The 15,474-nt window shown below is 52.9% G+C and carries 18 protein-coding genes; 9 read left to right on the forward strand and 9 right to left on the reverse strand.

Translation table 11 applies throughout. The annotated features are described in order from the left end of the window. Positions 1–235: 235 nt before the first annotated feature. Positions 236–502, forward strand: coding sequence for a hypothetical protein (locus K6123_RS15825; RefSeq protein ID WP_221799479.1), 267 nt, complete (start codon positions 236–238; stop codon positions 500–502). A 50-nt stretch (positions 503–552) separates the two neighbouring features. On the opposite strand, the gene K6123_RS23515 is transcribed toward K6123_RS15825, so the two are convergent. Both K6123_RS23515 and K6123_RS15835 read right to left on the reverse strand, forming a co-directional pair. Further along, positions 553–666 (reverse strand): SymE family type I addiction module toxin, encoded by a 114-nt coding sequence (locus tag K6123_RS23515; protein ID WP_221799863.1) that lies wholly within the window; start codon positions 664–666, stop codon positions 553–555. Between the two features lie 368 nt (positions 667–1,034). After that, positions 1,035–1,235, reverse strand: coding sequence for a hypothetical protein (locus K6123_RS15835; RefSeq protein ID WP_221799481.1), 201 nt, complete (start codon positions 1,233–1,235; stop codon positions 1,035–1,037). A gap of 127 nt (positions 1,236–1,362) precedes the next feature. Between K6123_RS15835 and K6123_RS15840 the strand changes: the two genes are divergently transcribed. Next, positions 1,363–1,911, forward strand: a complete 549-nt coding sequence (locus tag K6123_RS15840) for a hypothetical protein (protein ID WP_221799483.1) — start codon at positions 1,363–1,365, stop codon at positions 1,909–1,911. A 471-nt stretch (positions 1,912–2,382) separates the two neighbouring features. Here the strand turns inward: K6123_RS15840 and K6123_RS15845 are convergent, their stop codons facing one another. Further along, entirely contained in the window at positions 2,383–2,982 is a 600-nt protein-coding gene (locus K6123_RS15845; protein ID WP_221799485.1) for a YajG family lipoprotein, read from the reverse strand. Beyond that, a complete protein-coding gene (gene yaaA / locus K6123_RS15850) occupies positions 2,975–3,763 on the reverse strand; it encodes a peroxide stress protein YaaA (RefSeq protein ID WP_221799487.1) in 789 nt (262 codons plus the stop codon). The genes K6123_RS15845 and yaaA overlap by 8 nt, the downstream gene beginning before the upstream one ends. A gap of 487 nt (positions 3,764–4,250) precedes the next feature. Between yaaA and purE the strand changes: the two genes are divergently transcribed. The 3 genes from purE to K6123_RS15865 all read left to right on the forward strand — a co-directional run bounded on the left by purE (position 4,251) and on the right by K6123_RS15865 (position 6,532). Next, positions 4,251–4,745 (forward strand): 5-(carboxyamino)imidazole ribonucleotide mutase, encoded by a 495-nt coding sequence (gene purE, locus K6123_RS15855; RefSeq protein WP_221799489.1) that lies wholly within the window; start codon positions 4,251–4,253, stop codon positions 4,743–4,745. 150 nt (positions 4,746–4,895) lie between these two features. After that, positions 4,896–5,966 carry a 5-(carboxyamino)imidazole ribonucleotide synthase gene (locus tag K6123_RS15860; RefSeq protein WP_221799491.1) on the forward strand — a complete coding sequence of 357 codons (1,071 nt, stop codon included), beginning with the start codon at positions 4,896–4,898 and terminating at the stop codon, positions 5,964–5,966. A gap of 11 nt (positions 5,967–5,977) precedes the next feature. Continuing rightward, positions 5,978–6,532 carry a DUF2058 domain-containing protein gene (locus tag K6123_RS15865; protein WP_221799493.1) on the forward strand — a complete coding sequence of 185 codons (555 nt, stop codon included), beginning with the start codon at positions 5,978–5,980 and terminating at the stop codon, positions 6,530–6,532. A gap of 131 nt (positions 6,533–6,663) precedes the next feature. Here the strand turns inward: K6123_RS15865 and K6123_RS15870 are convergent, their stop codons facing one another. Together K6123_RS15870 and K6123_RS15875 are read right to left on the reverse strand one after the other, a co-directional pair. After that, positions 6,664–6,996, reverse strand: coding sequence for a DMT family transporter (locus K6123_RS15870; RefSeq protein ID WP_221799495.1), 333 nt, complete (start codon positions 6,994–6,996; stop codon positions 6,664–6,666). A gap of 220 nt (positions 6,997–7,216) precedes the next feature. Beyond that, the gene (locus K6123_RS15875; protein ID WP_221799497.1) at positions 7,217–7,981 is read right to left on the reverse strand and encodes a sulfite exporter TauE/SafE family protein; all 765 of its coding nucleotides are present in this window, start codon (positions 7,979–7,981) and stop codon (positions 7,217–7,219) included. 70 nt (positions 7,982–8,051) lie between these two features. Here K6123_RS15875 and K6123_RS15880 point away from each other — a divergent pair, with 70 nt between their 5' ends. Continuing rightward, positions 8,052–8,294: a glutaredoxin family protein gene (locus K6123_RS15880; protein ID WP_221799499.1), complete on the forward strand. Its 243-nt coding sequence runs from the start codon at positions 8,052–8,054 to the stop codon at positions 8,292–8,294. Here the strand turns inward: K6123_RS15880 and K6123_RS15885 are convergent. Continuing rightward, positions 8,269–8,925 carry a riboflavin synthase subunit alpha gene (locus K6123_RS15885; RefSeq protein WP_221799501.1) on the reverse strand — a complete coding sequence of 219 codons (657 nt, stop codon included), beginning with the start codon at positions 8,923–8,925 and terminating at the stop codon, positions 8,269–8,271. The genes K6123_RS15880 and K6123_RS15885 overlap by 26 nt on opposite strands. Positions 8,926–9,092: 167 nt before the next feature. Here K6123_RS15885 and K6123_RS15890 point away from each other — a divergent pair, with 167 nt between their 5' ends. Together K6123_RS15890 and cobB are read left to right on the forward strand one after the other, a co-directional pair. Then, positions 9,093–10,253, forward strand: coding sequence for a patatin-like phospholipase family protein (locus K6123_RS15890; RefSeq protein ID WP_221799503.1), 1,161 nt, complete (start codon positions 9,093–9,095; stop codon positions 10,251–10,253). Further along, on the forward strand, positions 10,234–10,965 hold the full coding sequence (gene cobB / locus K6123_RS15895) for a Sir2 family NAD+-dependent deacetylase (protein ID WP_221799505.1): 732 nt from the start codon (positions 10,234–10,236) through the stop codon (positions 10,963–10,965). The genes K6123_RS15890 and cobB overlap by 20 nt, the downstream gene beginning before the upstream one ends. 34 nt (positions 10,966–10,999) lie before the next feature. On the opposite strand, the gene K6123_RS15900 is transcribed toward cobB, so the two are convergent. Both K6123_RS15900 and K6123_RS15905 read right to left on the reverse strand, forming a co-directional pair. After that, positions 11,000–12,283: a tetratricopeptide repeat protein gene (locus tag K6123_RS15900; protein ID WP_221799507.1), complete on the reverse strand. Its 1,284-nt coding sequence runs from the start codon at positions 12,281–12,283 to the stop codon at positions 11,000–11,002. 105 nt (positions 12,284–12,388) lie between these two features. Then, positions 12,389–13,519, reverse strand: coding sequence for a DNA alkylation repair protein (locus tag K6123_RS15905; RefSeq protein ID WP_221799509.1), 1,131 nt, complete (start codon positions 13,517–13,519; stop codon positions 12,389–12,391). Positions 13,520–13,694: 175 nt separating this feature from the next. Between K6123_RS15905 and pgm the strand changes: the two genes are divergently transcribed. Next, the gene (pgm, locus tag K6123_RS15910; RefSeq protein ID WP_221799511.1) at positions 13,695–15,344 is read left to right on the forward strand and encodes a phosphoglucomutase (alpha-D-glucose-1,6-bisphosphate-dependent); all 1,650 of its coding nucleotides are present in this window, start codon (positions 13,695–13,697) and stop codon (positions 15,342–15,344) included. Positions 15,345–15,474 lie beyond the last annotated feature (130 nt).

Genomic DNA, 15,474 nt, shown 5'->3' on the forward strand with positions numbered 1-15,474 from the left:
GAGCAACGGCTTCATCCTTAAATTCTTGTGGGTACTGTTTGTAACTGCGTTTCTGACTCATGGTTGGCACCTCTGGCTGAGAAGAGTTTATCTCTTCTTGAGGTGTCCGGGTTATTCAACCAGAACACTCAGTCTGTGACGGCTACAGTTTCAGGCAGTAGTTTGAGGTGGCCTTCAGGTGGCGAATGGTTTAAAGGGTTTCTTGGCCAAAGAATATTGAAGTAGGAGAGAGAGAGTGCTTGATTTCAGCTTTAGTTTTTTATTTCTTGGTTTAGGAGTAGTTATAGATATTGTATCTTGCCTACTCAACTCCAAGAAAGTTATAAAACATGGTGGAATGTCTGGCATACCAGTTGTTTCGCTTGTTATTTATTTATTGGTTTTTCTGTGGGATAAAGAGCTAATTATTCTTGCTAAGTTTGTTGACATTTTGCTCTTTGCTGGGATTCATATTTTATTGCAATACGGAATACCCATTTTTTTACAGAAATTTTATCGATGAAAGAAGCTTAGTACTTAAAGCCCTAGCCTAAAAACCAGGGCTTTTTAGTTTTACGGTTCGCTAGTCAATACCAAACACCCCTCCATGACTCTGACCTTCACAGACGAATCAATCTCAAATCCTGCTTTGATTAACCAATGGCCTTTAAGATGAATCTCACCGATGGGTGTGCGTTAGTGACAGTTCTGGCTAAGCTGATAGGAGTAGTAAGCCTCCCTGACTTTTAGCTGCCGTTGTTGCTTTTTAGTTTTAGCCCGGCGTAAAGCTTGTGTATCGTGGTTTGTAGTCATAATCGATAGTCTCTTATCGTTTGTGATTAGCTGGCTGGTTGGGCTGCAACCCTTCCAGTCAGCGCCTAAAAGTTATTTACTCTCCTTTAGCGGCAGTCTGACGTTGAATGGGCTGCTTGGCCTGATGCTTCAAAATCAACCCTTCCAGTACGCCCTGAGTGAGCTGTTTGTCTTCCTCATCAAATTGGCGGTGTCCAGAATCAGGCTGCCAAGTTTGTGCTGCTCAAGGAAATGACGGAAGTTTAGGATGGTGCTTTCGCCCGCAGAGCATCTGACAACATCAGCCAGGCTAACCGCCTCATGGACTCAATTTCATACCAGGCATCTTCCATCGCCGGCCTGGCCAAGGGAATCAGCTGATCCATTTTCTCCAGAAAGACTTCGCGGTGGGTTTTGCGCTTCTTGTTCTGGTATTCGAGTTCGGCGAAGGTCATCTGGGTCATGGTCAATCGTCCTGCTGATGGATCAGGCAATTATCGCTGATTCGAGCGAGTTTTTCAGAGGATATCCAAGTATAATCATGCAGATGTGTGTTATCACTATTACAAACTATAGGCGGTGATATTCAATATGAGCTACATTTTTACGCGTAAAGCACTAGTGCTTTCTTACTTATTTTTGGCGGGGTGTGTATCAAATTTTCCAACCGATTTGACGCTCGTTGAGATCAAAGAAATTCACACTAACACAAAAAACTTTGATTTACCTGATGACATGGGTAGCGCCTTGAAAGTGAAATTTAGCACTCGAAAAGATTTAGACACTTATATATCAGAAAATAGTTTTAATATGTCAAGTACTGCTTACTTTTGTAATCGTCCTGAAATAAGTGCGTTGATTTCATTTTCTAAGGTTTATTTTATAGATAAAAACAGTGAAGAAGGTGAAAATCGCTATTTTTATGAGAGCTATTTGAGTATCGAATGGAGCAAAAGCTCAGAAATTCCTTCTGCGCTCAAAAAATCCAAGGATCAAATGTACTATGTTTTGTACGATCTATCAGTTGATCCAGAGGATATATGCTTGCAGCTAAAAGGTGGTAACGTGTCCGGTAGAGGGTTTCAGTCAAATGTTGTGACGGTAAGTAAAGATCAATTGACCAAAGCCATTTCAAAGTGATTTTCCATCAGGGTTATCATGGGCTAACTACAATTGGGAAAATGGAAAAAACCACATTGTATTTGAACTTAATTTGAGAATCCCTGGTGGTTTAGCGGTTTCAGCAACAGAAGGCCTGAAGTCATGGCAATTTATGAAGTCATGGTAATTTATATAGCGCTAACATTGTCGATAACCTACATTGTGTTAGAAACAATATTTTCGGTAAGTCTGTCAAAATAGCCCGGGGCTAGAAGTAATTTCTATATATTTTGGTTAAAATTCCAACAATCCATAGCACTCCATCTTTGGATAATGAACTCCAGGCATTATCCAATAACCAAAAGCTTCAAAAAATCAAGAGTAACTATTATTAGCTTCAACCTGGCATTATTTACACTGATAATTACTCATATGATTTTTCAGCAAGTATTGAAAAATAAATTCTATAGCCCGCCTTGGCGGGCTATTTCCAACTATCTCACCCCGCCCTTACTGACTAACCCCAAGCTTCATCAGCAGCTCTTTATCCGCAAAAATATGACTCCAGAGCTTGTCGATGGATTCGTTCAACCATTGCTGGTTGTATTCCTGCGATGGTGAGGCCACTACCGAGCGGCTTTCACTCATGGTGTACGGCTTGTCGAATTTGCTGGCGCCGTCCATCACCTCGACAGACAGGGTCATGTCGAGGCGACATTCATTCACCATCACACCTTCATCACATTCATAGTCGAAGCTGTTGATATCCAGCTGCACTTTCAGAGCTTCCTGTTGGCTGCTGCCGCCGAATCCCAGTTGTGCCATGGTGCTGCGCAGGCGGTTGGTGAGTACTTCCTTGAGTGGCGTACTGGCCAGCAGCGGGGAGTTTTCCGGCATACGACCACCGCGATAACCGAGCAAATCCTCGTCAACACCACGTTTATCTACCACCCGTATGAGTGCATTGCGCGGCTGTTGCAGCTGTTGGCTGTCAATATTGGTTTGTTCATTCAGTTCGATCACTTGCGGCGACAGTACACAGCCGCTCAGGCCCAGTGTTACAACACTGGCGATGGCTGTGGTACGCAGCAGTCTGGACAGGTCAGGCATTTGGCAGATCCTTTTCGGCTCGATTGAATACCCAGGTATTACCTTTGGAATCTTCCGGGCAGTATTTGTATCCGGCCACATTGAAGGCTTTCAGTTCCTCCGGGCTGTCGATCTGATTATCAATCAGATAACGTGCCATCATACCGCGAGCCTTTTTGGCGTAAAAACTGATGATTTTGAACTTGCCGCTTTTCTCGTCCTTGAATACCGGGGTGATCAGTTCCCCTGCCAGCTTTTTCGGCTGTACTGATTTGAAATACTCGTTAGATGCCAGATTCACCACAAACTTGCTGTTGTGGCTGGCCAACTCGCTGTTGATCGCCTCGGTCAGCTTGCCGCCCCAGAATTCATAGAGGTCTTTGCCACGACCGTTAGACAGTTTGGTGCCCATTTCAAGCCGGTATGGGGCCATCAGATCGAGAGGTTTCAGCAAGCCGTATAAACCGCTCAACATACGAATGTGCTGTTGGGCGTAGTCCAGCCCAGTGTCATCCAGTGTTTCTGCTTCAAGTCCGGTATAGACGTCGCCTTTAAAGGCCAGAATGGCCTGTTTGGCATTTTGTTCGGTGAGCGGCAGCTGCCAGCTGGAATAGCGCTCAACGTTCAGTTGCGCCAGTTTATCGCTCAGGCTCATCAGACCGCTGATTTCCGCGGGTGAATATTCTCGCAGCACATCAATCAGCTCAGCGGAGTCATCCAGAAATCCGGGCATGCTGCTGCGGCTGGTCGTTGGCGGCGTTTCGTAGTCGAGGGTTTTGGCGGGCGATAACAGGGTCAACATGGCGGCATTCGTTCCATCAATCGAATTTGCCCTGATAATAGCTCCCCGCTACCAACAACCCAAGACCAGCAGGCTTATCCGTCTGATAGCGCCAGTTAATAGAAGCTGATTATTGATGGCAAGGTCTTGTTAGTTTTTTTAATGACTGTTTATTCAATAACCATATGCTACCATCCCTGCCCTTTCCAAAACCGGCCTCGCCAGAGACCGGCTCCTGATGGTCACCCGGCCTGAATCTTGACTCGGCAAGCAGCCGCGCAAGTCTCCCAATGCCAACCAGACCAGCCCGGACAATTTCCGTTGTCATGGGTCACGGAGTTATTTTTGCTGGCGAGAGAACAACACGTTGGCAAACCATGTAGAAACGCCAGCGTTAACGCAAATGGGTACAGACCTGCAGACACCCAGCAGAAGCAACTGCCAGTATGAAGGCAACTTGCCGCTAACCGTCGATTGGACTGGCCCAAGAAGCTAGAGGGTTTTCCCTATGACAGTACAAGTTGGCATCATCATGGGCTCCAAGAGCGACTGGCCAACCATGCAGCACGCAGCCGAGATGCTCGACAAACTGGGCGTCGCCTACGAAGTCAAGGTGGTATCGGCTCACCGTACTCCGGACTTGCTGTTTGAATATGCCAAAAGCGCCCACGACCGTGGCCTCAAGGTGATTATCGCCGGTGCCGGTGGTGCGGCGCATTTGCCAGGCATGGTTGCTTCCCAGACGTCCTTGCCGGTACTGGGTGTGCCAGTGCAATCACGGGCTTTGAAAGGTCTGGATTCACTGCTGTCGATTGTACAAATGCCAGGTGGCGTGGCCGTTGGTACACTGGCCATCGGTGATGCCGGTGCCAAGAATGCCGGTCTGCTGGCCTCACAGATTCTGGCCACCAGCGATGCCGCACTGATGAGTCGCATTGACGAATTCCGTGCCAAGCAAACAGAAACTGTTTTGTCAGAACCAGATCCACGCGACGCCTTCTGATTCAGCAGGTACAATTCGCGACCAGGTTCGCAATGAAGCAAAAGCGGCTGAATCAGCCGCTTTTTGTTTTTCAGGCTTTTATTTTGGAATCCTGCCCGGCCCCGGCGCGGACAGGTGTCCATCCGTATTTAAAGAAGGTATTTGCTAGATATGAAGATCGGTATTCTGGGTAACGGCCAGCTCGGCCAGATGCTGGAAGCCAGCGTCACTGACCTGACAGACCTCGACATCAGCCTGTATGACCTGCGGGCACACTCTGATGAAGCATTGGAAGCCTTTATTGCTGCCAATGACCTGATCTCCTATGAAACCGAAAACATTCCGGCTCATATCGTTGCGGTGCTGGAAGGCCACGCCGACAAGCTGGCTCCCGGCCTGAACGCCCTCAAGGTGTTCCAGAACCGCTTGTTGGAAAAGAATGCCCTGCGTGCTGCCGGTATTGCCACCGCAGACTTCTGTGCGGTCAACTCGCTGGCAGACGTCAAGGCGGCTGTCGAGCAGCTGGGTCTGCCGATCGTGCTGAAAACCACCACCGAAGGCTATGACGGCAAGGGCCAGTTTGTACTGCGCTCCCCGGATGATGCCGAACCAGCCTGGCAAGCCATCGGTGGCCGTGAGCTGATCGCTGAAGCCTTCGTCACCTTTTCCCGGGAAACCTCGGTGATTGCCAGCCGCAGCGCGGATGGCAAGGTAGTGATCTGGCCAATGACCGAAAACGTTCACCATGAAGGGATTCTGCGCTATTCACTGTACCCATGCGCGGGTTTGAGCGACGCCAAGGCCGAGCAAGCACGCACCTACATCACCGACCTGGCCAACAGCCTCAACTACGTGGGCACCATCACGCTGGAGCTGTTCGATACCGAAACCGGCCTGGTAGCCAACGAAGTGGCACCACGCGTGCACAATTCCGGCCACTGGTCGATCGAGGGCGCTGAAGCCAGCCAGTTCCGCAACCACATGCTGGCAATTTCCGGCAAGCCACTGGGCGCGACGGATGCACTCTATCCGGCCGTTGCCATGCTTAACGTGATTGGTGATGAAACACCAACGTCTGCCGCCGCCGGTCTGGACGGTGTGTATGTGCACTCCTACGGCAAGGAAGCGCGTCCGGCGCGCAAACTGGGCCACGTTACCGTGACCGCCCAAACCGTCGCCGAACGCGATGCTTCCATCACCAAACTGGCCGGATTGATGCCTGCAGGCGTCTGGAACCAATAAGGAACAAGATTATGGCAAAGTCACTGCAAGATCAGATGCTGGCTCTGGGTCTGACCAATCAGAAGAAGGCCAAGAAAAACGCCAAGGAAATGAAAAAGACCGCTCACGCCAAGCGTACCGGTAACGACGAAGGCCTTGAAGATACCGCTGCCGAAGCCGAAGCCGCCCGCAAGGACAAGGCAGCCCGCGACAAGGAACTCAACCGTCAGCGCGACGACGCCGCCAAACTGAAAGCCATTGCCGCCCAGATCAAACAGCTGATCAGCAGCAATGCCGTCGATGCCGCTGGCGACATCAAGTACAACTTCGTGCATGACAAGAAGGTCAAGCAGATGTACGTCAACCAGGCCGTCTGGGATCGTCTCAGCCGTGGTCAGCTGGCAATTATTCTGCTGGAAGTCGTAAAAGAAGAAGCGGTTTACAAGGTCGTCCCACTGCAGGTGGCCGAGAAGATCCGCGAACGCGGCCCGGACCACTTCATTATGATTGCCGATGCCTCCGGCGATGTGATGGATGAAGATGATCCATACGCGGCGTATCAGATCCCTGATGATTTGATGTGGTAAGTCCGGGCTCCGTCGGCCTACTCGTTCCCACGTTCCAGGTGGGAACGCTGCTCAAACAGGTAGGTTGGGCCATGCCCAGCGATTGCCGGGCAAGGTCCATCCTTCAAGAATGTTGCCGACTCCAGACGTTACTAATGCGCGCTGATTTTTGAAAACAGGTTAATCACCAGCACCCCGCCACCAATCATGGCAATGCCCGCCGCTGCAGGAGCATCCAGCTTCTGGCCAAACCAGACCCAGCCAATCAGGGTAATCGCCAGAATACCGACCCCCGCCCAAATGGCGTAGGCAATGCCCATCGGAATGGTTTTCAGCGACAGTGCCAACAACCAGAATGCGCCGACATAACCCAACACAGACACCACCGTTGGCAGCAGTTTGGCAAAGCCGTTGGATTGTTTCAGCGCCGAGGTCGCAACAACTTCAAGCGCAATGGCGATAGCCAGATAGATCCAGTGATTCATACTCAAGCCCTCACAACATCGTACGAAAAAACGTCAGACAGCCGTGAAGTATGCCTATCGGAGAAATTAGTAGGGAAGCAATTTCGTGTGCGGGAAACGCCGTTGCATGGTATGGACAGTGGGATACCTATTTAAAGGTAACCCATTGTTTCTAAAGTTATTTTATTGCCGCTTTCAGTCCTGAAAAGGTCGTAGTGAGAGCTTGCCAAAAGCCAGACTGTCAGAGCAAATCGCCAATCAGAAGCTTCAGCGCGACCACAAGGGTTACCGTCTCGTACAGGCGTTTGATGGTAATGTTACCCGCCTTGATGGACGTATTCGCACCCAGGTATCCGCCAATCATGGAGCCCAGCAGCAGAGCCGGAATCCAGCTCCACTGCACATCTGCTACGGTGCCCATGGTGATGGCTCCGGCACCGTTCCACCCCAGCCCAACCGCCACCAGCGTATGAGCCACCGCCAGCTTGTATTGGCAACCAAACCAGTACACCAGCCACAGGGTCACAAACAATCCGCTACCGGCTGACAAGGCGCCATTCATTACGCCAATCAGGAACAGCACCAGCGCACCGATAACATAGCCCATTGGCGTGCGATGCTTTGCCTGTTCCTGCAAGCCCAGCTCTGGCTTGAAAATCGAATAGGCCGACAAACACAGCATCAGCATACCCAGCGCGATTTCCGCGCTGCGATCATCAACACCAATAATAAACAGCGCGCCGCCCACCACCCCGGGAATGCCGCTGACGGCGACCAGGGCCAGCAGCCAGGGCATCAAATGCCCCTCGCGAAGATGACGGCCGGTAGCTCCAACACCCAGCGCGACCGTTGCAATCTTGTGGGTCGCCAGCGCCAGCGGGAACGGCAAGCCCAGAAAAATCAACATCGGCAACTGAATCAAACCGGCACCACCACCAGCCAATGCAGAAAACCAATTGGCGACAATTGCCAATACCAGCAGAATCAGTTGTTCAAGAAAATCCATGATGTTTACACTGTTGGGGTATACCGGAGCTGTTTACACAACTCCGCCAATGACCAGCCCGAGGAAGACTATGAAGTACTCGCTCTACTATTACGACATGTGCCCATTCTGCCAAATGGTGCTGCGCAGCCTGCCTGCCGTAAAAGTCGACGTTGAAAAACGCAATGTGTTGCAGAACCCGGCCTTTCGCAAACAGCAGCAACAGGCAACCGGACGCACCACCGTTCCCTGCCTGCTGATTGAAAATGACCAGGGCGAGGAACAGTGGATGTTTGAGTCGATGGATATTATCCGTTATTTGCAGTCGCTGTAAGACGCGCGGTCAACTCGCCCAGCAGCGCCGGATCAGCCAGTACCCGGGTGACGGTATCAACAATCGCCTGGGTCTGCGGATCCACTTCCAGATTGATCTTGTCACCTGGCTGTGAGGTTCCAAAGGTAGTGACTTCACGGGTTTCCGGAATCAGGTGTACCGAAAAACGATCTTCCTGCACTGCCGCTATGGTCAGGCTGCAGCCATTGAGGGCGACATAGCCCTTGTCGAGCAAATACGGCGCCAGTTCTGACGGCCGTTCGAACCACAACACCAGGTTATTCGCCGATTCGATCCGCTCCAGCACCGCCACCTGTGCCATCACATGGCCGGAAATCATATGGCCACCAATTTCGTCCCCCACTTTGGCCGCCCGTTCGATATTCACCTCTGTACCCTGTTCAACCGCTCCCAGGTTGGTGACTGCCAGGGTCTGGCCAATGGCATCAAAGCTGATCAGGTCGTTATCCATGGTCCGTACGGTCAGGCAGGTGCCATTCAGCGCAACCGAGGCCCCGAGTTTCAGTCCGGCTGCCAGTTCGGTCGGGAATTGTAATGTAAAGGTCGCAAAATCTGCTTTACGATCAACAGCATAGACAGGCAAACGGGTTTGGACGATTCCAGTGAACATGACGGCCTCCTCAAAGTCAGGCAAGCATTATGCACTATACTGAAAGCGCTGAAACACGACCTGTATCATCCGCTTTGATGGTGTCGGCGCAGCGCCGCTAACATCGCCATCCCGGATCAAACAGTCCTTGTCTGCCGGCATGGAGACAAATGGAAAGTGGAGATTCTATGAAAACGCAGCGAACCGGACTGATCCTGTCCGGTGGTGGTGCCAGGGCGGCCTATCAGGTCGGTGTACTGAAAGCCGTGCATGAAATCCTTCCGAAAGGGCACTACAACCCGTTCGATATTATTTCCGGCACCTCGGCCGGCGCCATTAACGGCATTGCCCTGGCCAGTTACGCCGCTGACTATCGCCGCGGTATTCGTCAACTGGAACGGATCTGGCGTCACTTCACCCCGGACCAGATTTACCGCACCGATTTCTGGGGCATTTCCAGTTCGCTGGCCAGGGTCAGTCGCAGCCTGTTCTTTGGACGCCGCGGCACCAGCGACCCGGCATCCCTGCTGGACAATTCCCCGCTGCGCGAACTGCTGGAGGAAGTCACCAATTTTGAACGGCTGCAGCAGGCTATCGACGACCAGCATCTGTATGCCATCGCGGTCAATTGCTCGGGTGTCGACAGCGGCGAATCCACCGCCTTTTTTCAGGGGCATCCGGAAATCGAAAACTGGCAACGGCAACGCCGGGTTGGCGTGCGCAGTCTGCTTTCCATCGACCATCTGATGGCATCATCAGCCATCCCGATGATTTTCCCGTCGGTTTTTCTGGGTGACCAGTTTTACGCCGATGGCGCCGTACGTCAGCTGGCTCCCATCAGTCCGGCGCTGCATCTGGGGGCGGAAAAAGTCATGGTGATTGGGGTCAGTGCCATCACCCATCGTAATAAACCCGCAATCCCCAATACCCGCTATCCGACGCCCGCCAAAATGATGGGCCATATGCTCAATGCCGCTTTCCTCGACAGTATGGAAAGCGACATCGAACGGCTGCAACGAATCAATCGTACACTGCAGCATATTCCCCGTTCGGTGCGCCAGCACTATGATATGGAACTGAAACCCATCCAGTTGCTGGAAATCAGCCCCAGTCGCTCACTGGATGAGCTGGCGGGCGAACATGCTGATGAAGTACCAAAAGCCTTGCGGCTGGTAATCAACGGCAACACTAACAGTCGTTCTAACGGCTCCGGCATTCTCAGTTACCTGCTGTTTTCAGAAGGTTACTGCCGCCGGCTTATTTGTCTCGGCTTTGACGATGCGATGGCCAAAGCCGCCGAAATCAGGGATTTTTTCAGGGACCATTTTGATGACAGCCAACTCAGCTAGCCAGGGCGAAGCTCACCGTTACCGCCGTATTGTGGTGTTAACCGGTGCTGGTATTTCCGCCGAATCCGGCGTGCGCACCTTCCGCGATAATGACGGCCTGTGGGAAAACCACCACATTGAAGACGTCGCCACGCCAGAAGCCTTTGATCGCAACCCGGAGCTGGTACAGCGTTTCTACAACGCCCGTCGGGCACAATTGAAAGAAGTTGAACCCAACAAGGCACATCAGGCACTGGCTGCTTTCGAACAAGCGTTCGATGGCGAGTTTTTGCTGGTTACCCAGAACGTCGACGATCTGCACGAACGGGCTGGCAGCCACAAGTTGCTGCACATGCACGGCGAATTGAAAAAAGTTCGCTGCCTGCAAACCCGCAAGGTGTTCGACTGGGATCAGGACATTACCAAAGAAAGCTATTGTGACTGCTGCGACCTGCCCGGCTTGAGGCCGCACATCGTCTGGTTTGGTGAAATGCCATTGTTTATGGATGAGATCTATCGGGCGCTGGAGCAATGCGATCTGTTTATCAGCATTGGCACCTCTGGCCACGTCTACCCGGCTGCAGGCTTCGTTCAGATTGCCAACGAAGCCGGTGCTCACACGATCGAAATCAATCTGGAACCCAGCCAGGTGAAAGACAGCTTTGCCGAACACCTGTACGGCAAGGCTGGCGATGTTTTACCCGGTTATCTGCAAGGCTTATTGTCAGCCTGACAGCCCGCTAAACGTTGAAAACAGCCGGGCAAGATTATTTGCCCAGCTGCTCCGACAAACTGGATGCCGCCATCAACAAGCTGGTGTCATTGGGGTTGAATTCCGCCGCCAGCTGCACCATTTGCAATGCTTCTGCCAGCGCGGCAGGCGTCTCATGCTGCTTGAGTTTTTCAGCTCGATCAGAGAGCTTCTCTGCGGCCCACTGTTGCCAGTTATCGGTCAAACCCGCCGCCATCAGATTACGCGCCCACTGCAAATGCTTCAGCGCGCTCTGATAGTTGCCACGACTGAACTCCAGCCGCGACTGAATCAGGTGCGGTTCAGGTTGCGCCGATGCCAATGCCAGCGCCTGCTCGACATACACTGCGGCAGCGGCCTTGTCACGATCAAAGAAATACGCCAGCCGTGCCAGCTCGTAACGGGTCTGCCAGCGACTGCCGTACTGCAACGACAGCTCCAGCAAATGACGGGCATGGTCACTACGTTTGGCTTTTAACTCACTGGTAGCAGCCTGTTCCAGCACGACCCCATACAGCCATTGCCAGTCCTGCGGTTTGGTTTGGCTGCCGACCAGCGCCTGCGCCAGTTCCAGCATTTGCTGATAGGAACCACCCTGCAGCGGGCTGGCGGAGCGCAGCACAGCATCAGCCAAAGCCGCAGAGCCGTTAAAGGAATGAATGATTTGCTGCGCCAGAGTCGCTTCTTCTTCACGCTGACCAAGATAATCATGCAGTTGCAATTGCAGGATCAGTGACGCAGAAGAGTCTGGTTTTGCGGCCAGCAGCTGCTGATTAATCACCATGGCTTGTGCCAGCGACTGGGCCATTTCATCAAGCGAAAACTGCCGCTGATTCACCGCCTTGCCAAACAGATACCAGGCTTTGGCCAGCCGTGGCGTGTGATTCTCTGGAGCCGATTTGATCCACAGGTCAAAGTCTTCTTCGGTGTAACTGGCTGCCGCCTGACGCCAGAGCTCAAAGGCATCCATTGCCTTGAGATCCTGCCCGGGATGCAAAACCGCCGCCTTATCAAGCTGTAAATAGGCCTGATTAAGGCCAGCAAAATCACGCTGGGCCAGCAATTCCAGTAATTGTGAGGCTTGCTGCTGTTCCAGCCGGGGGAAGTCATGCTGCACGCGGGTATCCGGTGCTGGCAGCTGATCCAGCCAGGAGCCTTGCTCAGGCTGAGGCTGGGCAGCCGTCGCCGGCAAGATGACTGAAGCACACAGGCACCCCAATAACCACTGCCGCCAGATTTTCAGATGCCTGGACTTCCAGTGTCGCCGACGGTCTGTTTGCTGAATGCATAAAGTACTCATACGATGTCCCTCTCCCGCCAGTAGCCGTGTTGCTACCAGTCTGTCTGACTGCCTTGTCCGTATTCTTGTATTAGCGCAGTAATGTTACCGTTCTGATACGAGTTGTTACGTGACCGACAAATCAAAACTGCCAACCGGGTAAGTTGTGCCATTTACGACCAGCTCCACCCGATGCTCCCCGGCGTACAATTTGCGGGTCGTCATCGGCACCAAAGCCAGACGCTTACTGAGCTGCAGCTGTTCTCCAGGGGAAATGGTGAGCTTTTTCAGCTTGAATACCCTGGCAGCCTGCTTGCCATTAGCTTTCAAAAACCATACCCGGAAATCGATCATTAGCTGAAGGTCGGACTGACTCTCTGACGCCCCGGCGGGCAGCCTGCATTGCGCCTGAATTTCAATCGAATCACCCAGCTGCACCCTCTGCTTATCGAGATTGGCAATGATTTCCAGTTCGTCTGCCGCTGCACCATATCCAAGCAGCGCCAACGCTTGTGGGTCACAGCGCTTGATTGCCGAACGCAAGGCGTGACGCACCAGCCAACGCCGATCTTCCGAACCATCTCGCCACCAGTCGCGGCAAATATCGACCAATAATTCAGGATGATCCTTGCCAATATCGTTGAGGTTATTGGCTACCGAGCGTCGTACGTACAATTCAGGGTCATCCTTCAGTCGTTGCAGCAATTCGACCACCGGAGCCGGATCATCAATAAACTGATACAGACGTTTGCCCCACGGCAGCCGCGGCCGGGTGCCTTCAGATACCAGCCGTCGCACATGGTGGTTGGCATCGGCGCTCCACTGGTGCAGTAATTCGAGGGTTTGCTGCGGATAGCGCTCAAGAAACGGACGAATACTGAATTCGGCCGTAAAACGCTGGGTCAGTTCATACTGGGCCCGCATGGATTGCTCAAAATGATCCAAACCGTATTCCGCAACAAAGCAGGTGTGTGGCAAATAATAGAAGGCTGACATCGAAAAACTGCGGTCAATGCTGAGCGGTTGGCCCAGCGAAGCCAGCAGGATCTCCACCGCTTGTGGGTAATCGGCGGGCAGAAATTTGCCCAGCCAATGACCAAGATGACGGCCACGATCCATCAGTTCAAGCGCGTCATAACCGTCACTGACAGCCGTCATAAAACCTTCGCGATCAAACTCCGGCCAGCTGGCTGTCAGCTGCTGCGCCAGCATTTCCGCCACTTCCAGGCCGTAACGATTTTTTAATGGCTCCGCCATACCTTTCTCCGCCAACGCCAATAACCATCAACCCGGTCATGCGACCGGCAAACAGTCCAAACAAACAGGATATACTGCTGCCACTTTGGCCTAACTGCCGGGCAATTGCATCACAGCCGATAATCCAGCAGCATGACGACCACGAGCTTTACATAACAATTGAAGGATACGACCTATGGCAACTCACCCGGATGCCGGCAAGCAAGCCCCTCGCGACACCCTGGTTAACGTTCCGGCCCTGATGGCCGCCTATTACCGTCATCAACCCGAAATTCTGGATAACCCTGGCCACAAGGTTGAATTCGGCACCTCAGGACATCGCGGTTCAGCTCTGAATACCACCTTCAATGAAAACCATATCGCCGCCATTTGTCAGGCGATTGCTGAATACCGCGCCGAAGCCGGTATCAAGGGCCCACTGTACCTGGGCAAAGACACCCATGCGCTGTCGGAAGCCGCCTTTGGCACAGCGCTGGAAGTACTGGTTGCCAACGACGTGCGTGTGCGTATCCAGGACGGCGATGGCTACACCCCGACGCCAGTGATTTCCCACGCCATTCTGACCCACAACCGTGACGCCGACGCCGATGACCTGGCCGACGGCATTGTCATCACACCATCCCACAATCCACCAGAAGACGGTGGTATCAAATACAACCCGGCCAAAGGTGGCCCGGCAGATACCGACATCACCGGCTGGATTGCCCAGCGCGCCAACGAGCTGCTGGCCAACGATCTCGAAGAAGTGGAGTGGATTCCGGCCGAAGCCGTTGATGAAAGCCCGCTGGTAGAAGATTTCGACTATATCTCCCACTACGTCAACGACCTCGGCAGCGTGGTTGATATGGAAGCCATCGCCAAAGCCGGCATCCGTATTGGTGTTGACCCGATGGGCGGTTCCGGCCTGCACTTCTGGAAACCCATTGCAGAAAAATATCAACTGGATATCACCGTGGTTAACGAAGCCGTCGACCCGACCTTCAGCTTTATGCCGCTGGATAAAGACGGCCGCATCCGCATGGACTGCTCGTCCCCATACGCCATGCAAAACCTGCTGGCAATCAAGGACCAGTTTGATATTTCCGTGGGTAACGACCCGGACTACGACCGTCACGGTATCGTCTGCAAAAGCACCGGCCTGATGAATCCGAATGCCTACCTGGCAGTGGCAATTGAATATCTGGCCACTCACCGGCCGCAATGGAAACAGGACATCAAGTTCGGCAAAACCCTGGTGTCTTCAGCCATGATTGACCGCGTCGTGAATGGCCTCGGCCGTGAGCTGTGTGAAGTACCGGTCGGCTTCAAGTGGTATGTCGACGGCATGTTCGACGGTGACATGGCCTTTGGTGGCGAGGAAAGTGCTGGCGCGTCTTTCCTGCGTAAAGACGGCAGCGTCTGGAGCACCGATAAAGACGGCATCATCATGTCACTGCTGGCCGCGGAAATTCTGGCGGTTACCGGCAAAGACCCGCAGGCGTTGTACGAAGAGCAGGTCGCCCGTTATGGCCGTCCGTATTACAAGCGTATCGACGTACCTTGTACTGCCGAGCAGAAAACTGTGCTGAAAGGTCTGAGCCCGGAAGCGGTTAAGGGCGATACCCTGGCTGGCGATGCCATCACCCGTATCCTGACCCGCGCGCCGGGTAACGATGCACCGATTGGCGGTCTCAAGGTCGAAACCGCCAACGGCTGGTTCGCCGCTCGTCCGTCCGGTACTGAAAACGTCTACAAGATCTATCTGGAAAGCTTCGTCTCGGAAGAGCACGTCAGCCAGCTGGAAACCGATGCCAAGGCACTGGTCGACAGCGTACTGGGCGCCTGATGCGATTGTAACGGCCTGATCAGAGCCACAATGTGTAAACCAAACAGCCCGCCAGGTCCGTGATCTGACGGGCTGTTTGGCAAGAGCGGGTTTTCCTGGAGCTGTTTGGGCAAGCCATGCCTTGCCCCTA

Origin of the sequence: Oceanobacter mangrovi, from assembly GCF_019740315.1 — a bacterium.
GTDB lineage: Bacteria > Pseudomonadota > Gammaproteobacteria > Pseudomonadales > Oceanobacteraceae > Oceanobacter > Oceanobacter mangrovi.

Bases quoted from the DNA above. Each gene is read 5' to 3' on its own strand.
- K6123_RS15840 (WP_221799483.1), top strand. From the start codon at position 1,363: ATGAGCTACATTTTTACGCGTAAAGCACTAGTGCTTTCTTACTTATTT.
- K6123_RS15875 (WP_221799497.1), bottom strand. From the start codon at position 7,981: ATGGATTTTCTTGAACAACTGATTCTGCTGGTATTGGCAATTGTCGCC.
- pgm (WP_221799511.1), top strand. From the start codon at position 13,695: ATGGCAACTCACCCGGATGCCGGCAAGCAAGCCCCTCGCGACACCCTG.
- K6123_RS15860 (WP_221799491.1), top strand. From the start codon at position 4,896: ATGAAGATCGGTATTCTGGGTAACGGCCAGCTCGGCCAGATGCTGGAA.
- purE (WP_221799489.1), top strand. From the start codon at position 4,251: ATGACAGTACAAGTTGGCATCATCATGGGCTCCAAGAGCGACTGGCCA.
- K6123_RS15880 (WP_221799499.1), top strand. From the start codon at position 8,052: ATGAAGTACTCGCTCTACTATTACGACATGTGCCCATTCTGCCAAATG.
- K6123_RS15835 (WP_221799481.1), bottom strand. From the start codon at position 1,235: ATGACCCAGATGACCTTCGCCGAACTCGAATACCAGAACAAGAAGCGC.
- K6123_RS15865 (WP_221799493.1), top strand. From the start codon at position 5,978: ATGGCAAAGTCACTGCAAGATCAGATGCTGGCTCTGGGTCTGACCAAT.
- K6123_RS15870 (WP_221799495.1), bottom strand. From the start codon at position 6,996: ATGAATCACTGGATCTATCTGGCTATCGCCATTGCGCTTGAAGTTGTT.
- K6123_RS15900 (WP_221799507.1), bottom strand. From the start codon at position 12,283: ATGAGTACTTTATGCATTCAGCAAACAGACCGTCGGCGACACTGGAAG.
- K6123_RS15905 (WP_221799509.1), bottom strand. From the start codon at position 13,519: ATGGCGGAGCCATTAAAAAATCGTTACGGCCTGGAAGTGGCGGAAATG.
- K6123_RS15890 (WP_221799503.1), top strand. From the start codon at position 9,093: ATGAAAACGCAGCGAACCGGACTGATCCTGTCCGGTGGTGGTGCCAGG.
- K6123_RS15845 (WP_221799485.1), bottom strand. From the start codon at position 2,982: ATGCCTGACCTGTCCAGACTGCTGCGTACCACAGCCATCGCCAGTGTT.
- K6123_RS15885 (WP_221799501.1), bottom strand. From the start codon at position 8,925: ATGTTCACTGGAATCGTCCAAACCCGTTTGCCTGTCTATGCTGTTGAT.
- cobB (WP_221799505.1), top strand. From the start codon at position 10,234: ATGACAGCCAACTCAGCTAGCCAGGGCGAAGCTCACCGTTACCGCCGT.
- yaaA (WP_221799487.1), bottom strand. From the start codon at position 3,763: ATGTTGACCCTGTTATCGCCCGCCAAAACCCTCGACTACGAAACGCCG.